The following is a 13,238-nucleotide window of genomic DNA, read 5'->3' as shown; positions in this document are numbered from 1 at the left end:
CTCAGGGGTGAAACTCAAACCGAAGTGAGCAGTGTTCGCGCGGAGCGAGATCGAATACTCGCCTGAGTTGGACGGCGCGCCCCGGGGCTCCCCGATTCCGCCCTCGTCGCGTGTGATGCTGTGGCGCAGGAATCGGCAACGCCAAGGAGTACGAGCATGCATGAGCTCAGATTCATCGACCTGGATGAAGGTGCCCTCGTCGTGTCCGGAGATGACGGCCAGCGCTTCCGCGTCGTGATCGACGAAGCGCTCCGCGACGCGCTGCGCCCGCGCATCTCCACTCGCGTCGACGCGCCGAAGGTGCCTCCGCGGGCCATCCAGCAGCTCATCCGCGCCGGGAAGACGATCGACGAGGTCATCGAGCTCACTGGGGCAGCCCGTGAGGACGTGGTCCGCTTCGAGGGACCGGTTCGCGCCGAGCGAGACTACCTCGTGCGCCAGGCGCGCGCGGTCACCGTTCGGCTGAAGACCGACACCGACCCCCTCGGCCAGGACGGCACGAGCTTCGGCGAGGTCATCGACGACCGCCTCGAGGCATCCTCGGCGGCCGCAATCATCTGGGATGCCTGGAAGGACGACGAAGAGGGCTGGAGAATCGGCCTGTCGTTCGCCGTGGACGAGATCTCGCGAGAAGCGCTGTGGGGCTTCGAGCCGAAGACGCAGGCGCTCACCCCTCTGAACCCGACGGCGACGATGCTCTCGCAGCAGGGCGAGCCCGCGTCGCTCGGCAGCCCCCGGCTCCGCGCCGTCATGGAGTCCCCGCAGCGTGAAGCCTCACCGGCACCCTCCGTGGACCCGGTGAGCAAGGAGCCGGTCTCGTGGATCGGTGCCGCGGCGTCACGACTCGAGCGAGCGACCGAGCAGCAGCACCACGAGACGGCGGATCTCCTCGAGGCCCTCCGGCGACGTCGCGGGGAGCGCGTCCCGCAGTCCTTCGAGGACGACGCCGAGGACGGCGATGATCAGGACTCAGGGCGCGAGAGTGACGATGCTCACTCGACAGCGTCCGAGCAGACGCCCGTCAAGCTCTTCACTCCCCGAGTTCGGGACGAGGACAGCTTCGAGACGGAGACCATCGAGCCGAGCGATCTCGGCTCAGGTGGTGTGCGGGCAGTCGACGTCCCGCTCGACGGACTCGATGACCCCAAGCACGAGGCGCACGAACCCGCACCGTCGAAGCACTCGTCGAAGCGCACTGGGCGCGCCGCGATGCCGAGCTGGGACGAGATCGTCTTCGGGACCCGCAGCGACGAGTAGCGGCGCGTCTCAGCGCGTGAAGGCCCCCGCGCGGATGAGCGGGACGATCGTCTCTTCCGGGGTGATCGATCCATGCTGGCCGACGACGAGCCTTGCACCTGACTGCATCGAAGCGGCGTAGAACGTGACTCCCTTCGTCGCCGCGACGACGACATCGCCGATGCGCTCTGCAGCGACGGGGTCGACATTCGGTCCGTACCACCCGTCGGAGACCGCCTCCTGCCGCGTGACGATCGTTGCGCGCGCACCCTGGGATGCGATCCACCTGTCGCGCAGGTCTCCCGCCGCGTCCGCCGGCGCTCCCGGCTCGAGGTAGAGGTGGCGAAGCCGTGGCTCGCCCGCCATGGCGAGCACGCCGTCGAAGAGCGGGTCGTCGTCGTCGACATCGATCTGGCGATGCCTGGGGATGTCGATCATGCCGTGGTCGGCAGTGACGAGGATGCCGGTGCCGGCATCCACTCCCCTGGCGAGTCCGTCGAAGGCCGCGTCGAGCTCCTCCAGGCGTGCCAGCCAGGCGTCCGACTCCCAGCCATGGGCGTGCCCCGCCTGGTCGAGCTCCGCGTTGTACAGGTAGATGAGCGCGCGAGGGTGGTCGTCGAGTGCCCGCAGCGTGACCTCGACCCGCTCCTGCATCGTGCCGCCCTCAAGGTAGAGGGCACCACGGAGGGAGGCGTGCGTGAGGCCGGAGTCGCGGTACTGCGGCATGCCCACGACGATGCTCTGCACGTCGGAGCCCCCGTCACGCAGCTCCTCGAAGATCGTGCGGCGCAGCTGCCAGGTTGCGGGGTCCATCCCGTCCCCCCAGCCCGAGAGCTGGTTGCGGATGACCCCAGCAGCGCGGTCGAAGAGGGAGTAGCCGAGCAGCCCGTGCTCACCGGCTCGAGTCGCCGTCGTGAGCGAGGTGATCCCCGCGACGGTGGTCGACGGGAACGAGAAGGCGGTGTCCTTCTTGCGCCAGTCCGCCGTGAGGCGCCTGGCGTGCCCCGTGCGGGCGCGGAGCATCGAGGCTCCGAGCCCGTCGACGAGCATGACCACGACCGAGCGGGTCTCCGGCAGCCCGAGGGACCCGGTCTCACCCCGCAGAGAAGCGAGCGAATTCGGCAACACGTCGGAGAGCGTCGGGCGACCGCTCGCCGCGCTGAATAGCATGGACGACATCCGTCCCAGTCTCCCACAGGGGCGCCGAGCACGACCCTCCCGACAGGTGACATGAGTACAACACGCAACGACGACTCCGCTTCGATGAGCGAGCAGCGCATCGAGGACATCGACGTCTCGACAGAGATGCAGTCCTCTTTCCTCGAGTACGCGTACTCGGTCATCTACGCGAGAGCGCTTCCAGATGCGCGCGACGGCCTGAAGCCGGTCCAGCGGCGCATCCTCTACCAGATGGCCGAGATGGGGCTCCGACCCGACCGGGGGCACGTCAAGTCGGCGCGCGTCGTGGGCGAGGTCATGGGACGCCTCCACCCCCACGGAGACACCGCCATCTACGATGCGCTCGTGCGCATGGCCCAGGGCTTCGTGCAGCGCGTGCCGACGATCGATGGGCACGGCAACTTCGGATCGCTCGATGACGGCCCGGCAGCCCCGCGCTACACGGAGGCTCGCCTCGATGCCGCCGCTCTGGCGCTCACCGCGGAGCTCGACGAGGACGTCGTCGACTTCGTGCCGAACTACGACAACTCGACCACGCAGCCCGAAGTGCTTCCTGCTGCCTGGCCGCATCTCCTCGTCAACGGAGCGAGTGGCATCGCGGTGGGCATGGCCACGAACATGGCGCCGCACAACCTCGGAGAGGTGATCGCGGGGGCGCTGCACCTGCTCGAGAACCCCGGTGCGACGCTCGAGGAGATCATGCAGTTCATCCCGGGCCCGGACCTGCCGTCCGGCGCGCGGATCACGGGCCTCGACGGCATCAGGGATGCGTACGCGGGAGGTCGCGGATCATTCCGGACGCGTGCCACAGCAAGCGTGGAACGGGTGACGGCCCGCAAGTCGGGCATCGTCGTGACCGAACTCCCCTACATGGTCGGACCCGAGAAGGTCATCGAGAAGATCAAGGACGGCGTCCAGGCGAAGAAGCTCGCCGGCATCAGCGACGTCGCCGATCTCACCGACCGCAAGCACGGCCTGCGCCTCGTCATCGAGATCAAGACCGGATTCGACCCAGACGCCGTGCTCGAGCAGCTGTACCGGCACACGCCCCTCGAGGACATGTTCCACATCAACAACGTGGCGCTGGTCAACGGGGGTCCGCAGACGCTCGGGCTCATCGAGCTGCTCCGCGTGTACCTCGACCACCGCATCCAGGTGGTGCGCAGGCGAAGCGCCTTCCGGCTCGCGCGGAGGCTCGAGCGCCTGCACCTCGTCGAGGGCCTCCTGGTCGCGATCCTCGACATCGACGAGGTCATCCAGATCATCCGGTCGAGCGACGACGCCTCGGCGGCCGGCGAGCGGCTGCGCATCGTCTTCGATCTCTCGGAGCTGCAGTCGGACTACATCCTGGAGCTGCGCCTGCGCCGCCTCACGAAGTTCTCGCGCATCGAGCTCGAGTCGGAGCGCGACCAGCTCAAGCAGGAGATCGCCGAGCTCGAGCGTCTGCTCGGCGACGAGAAGCTGCTGCGCGCGCGGGTCGGCTCCGAGCTCCAGGAGACCAGCGACCGCTTCGCGACGCCGCGACGCACGCTGCTCACCGAGGGCCAGGGCACCCCGCCGAAGCGTGGCAAGGCGATCGAGACCACGCAGCTGCAGCTCGCGGACTCGCCCACCCAGGTGCTGCTCTCGACCACGGGGCGGCTCCTCAGGGTCGACACGGCTGACGCGGATGCGCGCCTCCAGCAGCCGTCGAGGCGCAGCAAGCACGACGCTGTGCGCTCCCACGTCACCACGACGGTCCAGGGCGAGCTCGGCGCCGTCACGAACCTCGGGCGGCTGATCCGCGTGCCCGTCGTGGCCCTCCCCTCCAGCCCCCAGGGGTCGGTGCTGCTCTCGGCCGGAGTCAAGGCACACGACTTCATCGGGCTCACGAGCCCCAAGGAGCAGGTCGTCGCGCTCGTGCCCATCGACCAGGAGACGCCGATCGCGCTCGGGACGAAGCTGGGCGTCGTCAAGCGGGTGACGGGCATCGACTTCGGCAAGAACCGAGAGCTCGAGATCATGACGCTCAAGGCCGGGGACGAGGTCGTCGGGGCCGCCCTCGCCTCAGACGAGGATGAGCTGGTCTTCGTGACGGATGACGCGCAGCTGCTGCGCTTCTCGGGGAAGCTCGTTCGTCCGCAGGGCCGTTCCGCGGCCGGCATGGCCGGCATGAAGGTCTCCGACGGCGCCGTGGTCCTCGCGTTCTCCGTCGTCGCGGCGGCCAACGTCGAGATCTGCGAGGTCGCGAGCGTCGCGCGAAACGAGGACGCCCTCGAGGGCACCGACTCGGGCACGGCGAAGGTGTCCAGCCTCAGCGAGTTCCCGGCGAAGGGGCGCGCGACCGGCGGCGTCCGGGCCCAGCGGCTCCTGCGCGGGGAGCGACGCCTCAGCGCCGCCTGGGTCGGCCCGGGCGCCCCGTTCGGCAACGCGCGCGATGGTGCCATCCGCGCCCTCCCGACGGGCGGCGCGAAGCGCGACGCGTCTGGCACGCCACTCGACCAGGTCGTCGACCTCATCGGACGCGGCATCGGAGACCCGACACCACTCGCCGACGACGCCGACGCGTCGTCAGCCGAGAGCAGCCCTGAGACACCGGCGACAGACTGAGCTGCTGCGCGCAGCATGCCAGAGGCCGGCCCCCGATCGGGAGCCGGCCTCTTGCGTCCGGCGTCCTGGCCGCCGAGTTGTGCAGCTAGACGTCGATGTCCGCCCGAGCCACGTGCTCGGATCCTTCGATGATGAACTCCTTGCGAGGTGCGACCTCGCTGCCCATGAGCAGATCGAACACGCGCTCGGCGTTGTGCGCGTCCGCGTTCGTGACGCGCCTGAGCAGGCGCGCGCTCGGGTCCATGGTCGTGTTCCAGAGCTGGTCCTCATCCATCTCGCCGAGGCCCTTGTAGCGCTGGATCGGATCCTGGTACCGCTTCCCCTGCTTCTCGAGCTTCGAGAGCAGCGTGTGCAGTTCGTTCTCGGAGTAGGTGTAGACGGTCTCGTTGGGCTTCCTGCCCGCATGCATGATGACCACCCTGTGCAGGGGCGGCACGGCCGCGAAGACACGACCCGCGTCGAGCATGGGCCTCATGTAGCGGAAGAAGAGCGTGAGCAGCAGCGTCCTGATGTGCGCGCCGTCGACGTCGGCGTCGCTCATCAGGATGACCTTGCCGTAGCGAGCCTGGCCGATGTCGAAGCTGCGCCCCGACCCTGCGCCGACGACCTGGATGATCGACGCGCACTCCGAGTTGGAGAGCATGTCGGAGACCGAGGCCTTCTGCACGTTGAGGATCTTGCCGCGGATGGGGAGGAGCGCCTGGAACTCCGAGTTCCTCGCCGGCTTCGCGGTGCCGAGCGCGGAGTCACCCTCGACGATGAAGAGCTCGCTCTGCGCCACATCGTTCGATCGGCAGTCGACGAGCTTCGTCGGCAGCGAGGAGCTCTCGAGTGCGTTCTTGCGTCGCTGCGTCTCCTTGTGGGCGCGAGCGGAGAGGCGCGACTTCATCTCCTGCACGACCTTGTCGAGCAGGAGGTTGGCCTCCGCTTTGTCCTGGCGCTTGGTCGACGAGAACTTCTCGGTCAGGCCTGCCGTCACGGCCTTCTGGACGATCGCCCTGGCCGCTGGCGTTCCCAGGACCTCCTTCGTCTGCCCCTCGAACTGGGGCTCCGGGATGCGGACCGTCACGACGGCGGTGAGGCCCGCCAGGACATCGTCCTTGTCGAGCTTGTCGTTGCCGACCTTGAGGCGTCTGGCATTCTTCTCGACCTCTGCCCGGAAGAACCGGAGCATCCCCTGCTCGAACCCGGCGAGGTGAGAGCCGCCCTTGGGCGTCGAGATGATGTTCACGAAGCTCTTCACGGTCGTCTCGTAGCCGGTGCCCCAGCGCAGCGCGAGATCGACGTGCATCGTGCGCGCGACTTCCTTCGTCACGAGCTGGAGGCCCTCGTCGTCGAGCACCGGGATGGTCTCCGTGAACTCCCCGCTCCCCTCGATGCGCCAGGTGTCCGTCGTCGGAGCGTCCGGTGCCAGGAAGTCGGCGAATTCCGTGATCCCGCCGTCGAAGCGGAACTGCTGCGTCGTGGGCGCGACCGACTCGTCACGGGCATCCTCGATGACCATCTCGAGGCCTGGCACCAGGAACGCCGTCTGCCTCGCGCGCTCGGCGAGGTCGTTGGTCTGGAAGCTCGCCTCGCGGATGAACACCTGCGGGTCAGCCCAATAGCGAACCCGTGTGCCGGTGACGCCGCGCTTCGCTTTGCCCACGACGCGGAGCTCGCTCGTATCCGTGAAGGGGACGAAGTTCGATGTCGGGCTGGGCCCGCCGGCACCATCCTCGAAGATGCCTGGCTCGCCGCGCCGGAAGCTCATCGCGTAGGTCTTCCCGCCCCGGTCGACCTCGACGTCGAGGCGCGCGGAGAGCGCGTTCACCACCGAGGCGCCGACACCGTGGAGGCCTCCCGCCGACCCGTAGTTGCTTGCGCCGAACTTGCCACCCGCGTGGAGCTTGGTGAAGACGACCTCGACGCCGCTGAGACCGGTCTTCGGCTCGATGTCGACGGGGACGCCTCGCCCGTCGTCATCGACGCTGACGGATCCATCGCTGTGCAGCTGGACTCGGATGCGTGAGCCGTGACCGGCAAGGGCCTCGTCGACCGAGTTGTCGATGATCTCCCACAGGCAGTGCATGAGGCCACGCGAGTCGGTCGAGCCGATGTACATGCCCGGCCGCTTCCGGACCGCATCGAGCCCGTCGAGCACCGAGAGGTGTCTGGCTGAGTATGCGTCTCCGGAATTCGCCACCGAGGTCCTCGTCCTTCTTCTGCGTCATCGTGCCTGTGATCTCGGCCAACCGCGTTCAGCGGCAGGCCACCTTCGAGCGTAGACCGGATGCGGGCTTTCTCGCGGCTCCCACACCACAGCGCCCACACGCGCGCCTCAGCGGGCCCCCGAACCGCCGGTGCTAGCCTGACCACGCCAGCGACGACCAGAGAGGGCACAACGTGCAGACTCCCGAGCCGGTGCGCAGACGCATCCACATCGACCTCCGCGCGATCCGCGAGAACTCGACCCGACTCCTCGGTTCGGAGACGGCCAGCTACGCCGACCTGCGCGCAGACGCCTACGGCCATGGCGCTCTCCGCGTCGCAGAAGCACTCGACAGCGAGGGATACGACGGCTTCATCGTCTCCCCTGGGCTCGAGCGCGCCTCCCTGTCGCATCTGAGCACGAAGCTGCTCGACGCGGACTCCGTGAACTCCGACAGGATCACGGGCGGCTCCCTGTTCGGGCTCACGGATCGCGCCTACCGGCCCGCGATGCGCGTGAGCGCCGAGATCCTGGCCGTGAAGGATGTCGGAGCCGGCGAGGGCGTGTCCTACGGGTACAGCTACGTCACGACGGAAGCGACGCAGCTCGCACTCGTCGGCGTCGGCTACGCCCACGGGGTTGTCCGCCGTGCCTCGAACACCGCATCCGTGCTCATCGGCGGGAAGACGCGCACCATCGTCGGCGCCATCTCGATGGACCAGTTCTCCGTCGACCTACTCGGCGCAGAAGCGCAGCCGGGCGAGCTGGCGACCCTCTTCGGCGACCCGGCCGTCGGCGAGCCGAGCATCCTCGACTGGCAGCATGCGACCGGCCTGCGAGCTGCGGCCATCGCGAGCCGGATGAGTCCCCGATTCGAACGGAGCTACACATGAGCCGCGCAACGGCGCACGTCGATCTCGAGGCCATCAGCCACAACATCAGCGCCCTGAAGGAGCTTGCCTCCGGCTCGCAGTTCATGCTTGCCGTCAAGTCGAACGCCTATGGGCACGGCCTGCACGAGGTCGTGCGCACGGGGCTGGAGGCTGGGGTCTCCTCCTTCGGCGTTCTGGAGTCGACCGCGGGGATCGATCTCCGCGCTGCAGGCGTGGAGGTGCCCCTCTTCGCCTGGATGCATGGCCAGGACACCGACTTCGCGGCCGCGGCAGAAGCGCGAGTCGACCTCGGCGTGCAGACGTTCTGGCAGCTGGAGGCGATTGCGGCGAGCGACGCGGCGCGTACACCACGAGTGCACCTCAAGATCGACACCGGCCTGCACCGCGGGGGCGCCGACCAGCCGCGCTGGGCCGAGTTCGTGACGGAGGCCCTCAGGCTGCAGTCGCTCGGCAAGCTCGAGGTCGTCGCCGCGTGGAGCCATCTCTCCGACACCTCGCACAGTGCCGACCTCGCATCGACGGCCCTGTTCGAGGCCGCCGTCGACGAAGCCAGAAGCCTCGGCGCGGAGTTCGAGCTCCTCCATCTCGGAGCGAGCGCGGCCGTCATCGATCTGCCCGAGGCGCACTTCGACCTCGTGAGGGTCGGCATCGCCGCCTACGGCATCTCGCCGTTCGGCGATCGAAGCGCGGCGGACCTCGGGCTGAGGCCGGCCATGCAGCTGCGAGCCCCGGTCCTGGATGCACGCCACGGCCTCGCGAGCATCGCCGTGGGCTTCGGCGACGGTATCCAGTCCGACCCCGACTCAGGCGCCTACGTGGTTGTCGATGGACACGTCGCACCGGTCGTCGAGGTGGGCGTCGACGAGACGGTCGTCGCGCTCCCGAGCAATGCTGATGGCATCTCGGCGGGCGCACCCTGCATCGTCTTCGGCGACGGCTCGCAGGGAGAGGCGACCGCGGAGCAATGGGCGGTGTGGGGCGACACCGTCGGCGACGAGATCGTGACGGGACTCACCTCCCGCGTCCCGCGGAGCTTCAGCCGCCGCTGAGCGACGCGCTGGCGTGCGCTGAAGCACGCCAGCGCGTCGCTCAGACGGTCAGACCGTCAGACTTCTGGGTCAGACTGCTGGAGCGGACACGCCGATTCTCCGCATCAACGCGTGGCGTGCGTTCTGCGACCAGCCGTCGAGTCGTTCCAGCTCCGCTCCGCCGTCTCCGAGCGTGCGGTCAGCATCGTGACGATGCACGGCCTGCTGGAGGAGCTGGTCTGCCAGCGTGGGGTTCAAGGCGAGGATGGGGCCGTGCAGGTGCGTCCCGATCGCGCCCAGGCGCTGCACGCCCTCGGCTCCGCTGTTCTCCGCAGCTGAGCCGCCGTTGCCGAACCCACGGACAACCTCGCCGAGCGGCTCCGACCCCGCGTCGAGGGAGGTGACGGCATTGTGGTTCGCGAACCCCGCGAGGAGTCCACCCGGGGTGCGCACGACCGTCTCCGCGACGCTCTGCGCCGGCTCCCGGACAGCCCTGGAGGAGAAGACGCCGAGACCGGTGAGCTCGCCGTCATCGTGGGTGATGCTCGATCCGAGCAGCTCCCACCCTCCGCCGATCGCGAGCAGCGGCAGGCCAGCCGCGACGAGGTCGCGGAGCTGCTCAGCGTGCTGCAGCGCGTCAGCCTGCACCGTCTGCACGGCAGCAAGAGGGCCGGAGCCGACGTGCAGCAGGTCGATGTCACCGGGCAGCGAGGCCGCCCCACGTCCGACGTTCACCACCTCGACATCGAAGCCGCGCACGCGCGCACGCTTCGCGAGCACCGTGACGTTGCCGACATCTCCGTTGATCCCGAGCTCCACCGGGTAGAGGTGAGCGATTCGCAGCTTCATGAGTTGACCTTCCCCTCGATACCCGATTGCCCGAGTCGCCGGCGAATCGACATCATCTGCTCGTAGTTGACGATCATGGTCTTCATGCCGCGGCTGGGCTTGGGCAGTGCCAGGAACTTCTCGAGCGCCTCCCCGAGGCTGGGCTCCACGAGACCGACCGGAATGTCGCCGTAGCCGAGCCTCGTCGCGATCTGCCAAGCCTTCGTGCCGGAGACAACGTCGACGTGCTCGAGGCGGCTGAGATCGGCACCGAAGATCCAGGACGGGTCGGGGGTTCCCTCGTCGACGGAGACGAACACCTGCTCCGGAGCCTCCTCGAGCGCATCGAGGTTCATCTGCAGGCTCGGCGGGTTCTTCATCATGATGATCTCGATGTCCTCCCCGCGGACGCTCATCACCTCACCACGCCCGTACACGGTCTGCGACTCGCCGAGCGCCTCCGCGACAAGCGCGGGAACGAAGGAATCGCCGAGGATGCGCTGAGCAGTCGCCGCTGCACCAGCAGCATCGAGCGCGTAGTGCAGGCCACGCGCGGGGAGACGGATCTCCAGCTCCTCGTCGCCGATCCGCAGCGTCGCATCGCGCCCCTGCAGTGCCACGACCTGCACGGCGCGCTCGCCTGCGGCGACCTCGACGCTCGCGGCTGAGATGTCATCGAAGTTCGAGAGACCATTCGGGGACTGCTCGATGAGCTCAGGGGCGACCCCGAACCAGGTCACCGGCGCATCCAGCGAGACGGGAAGTCCGCGAAGCGATGCGTCATCGGCGTTCAGGACGCTGAAGTCGCCGCACGCGGCCGCGATGGTCCTGAGGAACTCAGTGACCCGAGACGGGTCGTAGAAGCGGTTCAGCTGATCGACCTGCACGTTGAGGAGCAGCACCCCGCGTGGATGCAGGTGCGGGAGCAGGCGGGGCCCGTAGGCCTCGTCGACCTCGAGGACAGCGATGTCCGCTCGCAGGTTGCCGTTGACGTCGACATCCGGGAGCATCGACGACGCGATGCCCTGCGGGAGGTTGCCGCCGGAGGAGTTCGTGAACACCCGGAGCCCGTGCCGCCGAAGCATGCGGGTCAGGAAGTGCGTCGTCGTCGACTTGCCGTTCGACCCGGAGACGAAGATGACGCCGAGCGGGAGCTTCGCCACGGCCGTCTCGAGGAAGTCCGGGGAGATGGCGAGCGCCACTCTGCCGGGGACTGCTGAGCCGCCTCCGCGGAGACGCATCGCTCCGCGCGCGCTCCGTCCGAGACCGACGGCGATCATCCGCCGCAGCTTGCCACCCATGCACACTCCTCATCCTGCGCAACCACGTGCGCGTCAGCGTCTGCGGCGAGAATCCCCCGGCTCGCCGACCGCGGCCAGTATCTCACGCGCCCACGACGGACCCCGGGTCGTCACGCGGGTGAAACACTGCTACGCGCAGGGCGAACCTGACCGCCGAAAGCACACGGGAATCCGGTGCCCGTGCTCTAATTGTCCTGATCGGCAGATCACTGAAGCTTTGGAGGCATCATGACGGAAAGCACAACGGCCCTGCGCACCGACTCGGCGCCAATTGCCGCAACAGACCGTTGCGACGCGTGTGGAGCTCAGGCCTACGTCCGCGTCCAGCTGAGCGCCGGCGAACTCCTCTTCTGCGCGCACCACGCGACGCGCCACGAAGAGAAGCTCCGCAAGCAGGCGGTCGCCTGGCACGACGAGACCTCGCGCCTGCACGGCGAGAAGGCTGCGGCTGGCCAGCCGGCGGAGTAGCCGCCACCGAGACACCACCGCGGTTCGACCGCGTACGACGAAGGCCCGGATGCAAGCATCCGGGCCTTCGTCGTACTGGATTCGTGCCTACTCGAGGTAGTCGCGCAGCGACTGCGAGCGTGACGGGTGACGCAGCTTCGCCATCGTCTTCGACTCGATCTGGCGGATACGCTCGCGGGTCACGCCGAACGTGTCGCCGATCTGGTCAAGCGTCTTGGGCATGCCGTCTCCGAGGCCGAAGCGCATGCGGATGACGCCGGCTTCGCGCTCTGCAAGCGAGTCGAGCAGCGACTCGAGCTGACGCTGCAGCATCGTGAAGCTCACTGCGTCGGCTGGAACGACAGCCTCGGTGTCCTCGATGAGGTCACCGAACTCGCTGTCGCCGTCTTCACCGAGCGGCGTGTGGAGCGAGATCGGCTCGCGACCGTACTTCTGCACCTCGACGACCTTCTCGGGCGTCATGTCGAGCTCCTTGGCGAGCTCCTCAGGCGTGGGCTCGCGACCGAGGTCCTGCAGCATCTGGCGCTGAACGCGAGCCAGCTTGTTGATGACCTCGACCATGTGCACCGGGATGCGGATCGTGCGCGCCTGGTCGGCCATTGCGCGCGTGATCGCCTGACGGATCCACCAGGTGGCGTACGTCGAGAACTTGAAGCCCTTCGTGTAGTCGAACTTCTCGACCGCACGGATGAGGCCCATGTTTCCCTCCTGGATCAGATCCAGGAACTGCATGCCGCGCCCCGTGTACCGCTTGGCGAGGCTCACGACTAGTCGGAGGTTGGCGCCGAGGAGGTGGCTCTTCGCGCGATCGCCGTCACGGGAGACCCACTTGAGCTCGCGAACGAGCTGCTTGTCGAGCTCGCCTTCCTGCTCCTTGAGCTTCTCGGCGGCGAACAAGCCCGCCTCGATGCGCATGGCGAGGTCGACCTCTTCGGCCGCGTTCAGCAGCGCGACCTTTCCGATCTGCTTCAGGTAGTCCTTGACGGGGTCGGCCGTAGCGCCGGTGATCGCAGCGGAGTAGACCGGGGTCTCTTCCTCGTCGTCACTCGGCGTGAGCACGATGGCTCCCTTGACGCGCGCCTTCTCGGAGTCCGCCTTCGCGTCCTTCGGGTCGGCCGGCTTGACCGAGTCGTCGTCGGAGTCGACGGCATCGGACGCATCCGCGTCGACATCGACCTCTTCGATCTCGCCTTCTTCGACGCCGTCTTCCGGCTCGTCGCCTTCAGCCTTCTTCTTCGTCGCCGCCCGCTTGCGGGGCGCAGCCTTGGCTGGCGCGCCCTCCGAGGCAGTCACTGCCTTGCGCTTCGCGGGTGCGCGCTTCGCGGCAGGCTTCTTGGTGCCCGCTGCTTCGTCAGCTGCGCTCTCGGTCTCGACAGCGGCACTCGATTCGGCGCTCGCCTTCTTGACCGGCGCTGCGCGCTTGCGCGCTGGCGCCTTCTTGATGTCCTCGGTTGCTTCTGCAGTAGCCGTGGTAGCTCCCGTGCGTGTCGCCATGTTCAGACCCCTCTCGTCACGGTGCGGGCAT

General features: G+C 68.2%; 10 protein-coding genes. 5 read left to right on the top strand and 5 right to left on the bottom strand.

The genetic code is table 11. The features are described 5' to 3' along the window. Nucleotides 1–156: 156 nt before the first annotated feature. A complete protein-coding gene (gene sepH / locus C5E07_RS05635; protein WP_104298729.1) occupies nt 157–1,257 on the top strand; it encodes a septation protein SepH in 1,101 nt (366 codons plus the stop codon). A 9-nt stretch (nt 1,258–1,266) separates the two neighbouring features. Here sepH and C5E07_RS05630 read toward each other — a convergent pair whose 3' ends face one another. Then, a complete protein-coding gene (locus C5E07_RS05630) occupies nt 1,267–2,415 on the bottom strand; it encodes an alkaline phosphatase family protein (protein ID WP_104298728.1) in 1,149 nt (382 codons plus the stop codon). Nucleotides 2,416–2,466: 51 nt separating this feature from the next. On the opposite strand from C5E07_RS05630, the gene C5E07_RS05625 reads away from it, so the two are divergent. After that, complete coding sequence (locus C5E07_RS05625) at nt 2,467–5,004, top strand: DNA topoisomerase (ATP-hydrolyzing) subunit A (protein ID WP_258063781.1); 2,538 nt, start codon at nt 2,467–2,469, stop codon at nt 5,002–5,004. Between the two features lie 85 nt (nt 5,005–5,089). Here the strand turns inward: C5E07_RS05625 and C5E07_RS05620 are convergent, their stop codons facing one another. Then, the gene (locus C5E07_RS05620; RefSeq protein WP_104298727.1) at nt 5,090–7,189 is read right to left on the bottom strand and encodes a type IIA DNA topoisomerase subunit B; all 2,100 of its coding nucleotides are present in this window, start codon (nt 7,187–7,189) and stop codon (nt 5,090–5,092) included. A gap of 218 nt (nt 7,190–7,407) precedes the next feature. Between C5E07_RS05620 and C5E07_RS19630 the strand changes: the two genes are divergently transcribed. Together C5E07_RS19630 and C5E07_RS05610 are read left to right on the top strand one after the other, a co-directional pair. After that, a complete protein-coding gene (locus C5E07_RS19630; RefSeq protein WP_219819482.1) occupies nt 7,408–8,088 on the top strand; it encodes an alanine racemase C-terminal domain-containing protein in 681 nt (226 codons plus the stop codon). Continuing rightward, nucleotides 8,085–9,137 (top strand): alanine racemase, encoded by a 1,053-nt coding sequence (locus C5E07_RS05610; protein WP_104298726.1) that lies wholly within the window; start codon nt 8,085–8,087, stop codon nt 9,135–9,137. The genes C5E07_RS19630 and C5E07_RS05610 overlap by 4 nt, the downstream gene beginning before the upstream one ends. Nucleotides 9,138–9,206: 69 nt before the next feature. Here the strand turns inward: C5E07_RS05610 and C5E07_RS05605 are convergent, their stop codons facing one another. Then, entirely contained in the window at nt 9,207–9,965 is a 759-nt protein-coding gene (locus C5E07_RS05605) for a type 1 glutamine amidotransferase (protein WP_104298725.1), read from the bottom strand. Beyond that, nucleotides 9,962–11,245: a Mur ligase family protein gene (locus tag C5E07_RS05600; RefSeq protein WP_228496586.1), complete on the bottom strand. Its 1,284-nt coding sequence runs from the start codon at nt 11,243–11,245 to the stop codon at nt 9,962–9,964. The genes C5E07_RS05605 and C5E07_RS05600 overlap by 4 nt, the downstream gene beginning before the upstream one ends. A 228-nt stretch (nt 11,246–11,473) precedes the next feature. Here C5E07_RS05600 and C5E07_RS05595 point away from each other — a divergent pair, with 228 nt between their 5' ends. After that, nucleotides 11,474–11,713 carry a hypothetical protein gene (locus C5E07_RS05595; RefSeq protein ID WP_104241354.1) on the top strand — a complete coding sequence of 80 codons (240 nt, stop codon included), beginning with the start codon at nt 11,474–11,476 and terminating at the stop codon, nt 11,711–11,713. Between the two features lie 87 nt (nt 11,714–11,800). Here C5E07_RS05595 and C5E07_RS05590 read toward each other — a convergent pair whose 3' ends face one another. Continuing rightward, complete coding sequence (locus C5E07_RS05590; protein WP_104298724.1) at nt 11,801–13,207, bottom strand: RNA polymerase sigma factor; 1,407 nt, start codon at nt 13,205–13,207, stop codon at nt 11,801–11,803. Nucleotides 13,208–13,238: the final 31 nt, after the last annotated feature.

The sequence above is a fragment of the Pseudoclavibacter sp. RFBJ3 genome (assembly GCF_002931375.1).
Classification (GTDB): domain Bacteria; phylum Actinomycetota; class Actinomycetes; order Actinomycetales; family Microbacteriaceae; genus Pseudoclavibacter.
The sequence above is the reverse complement of the archived record's forward strand: the minus strand, read 5'-3'. Positions and strand labels throughout refer to the sequence as shown.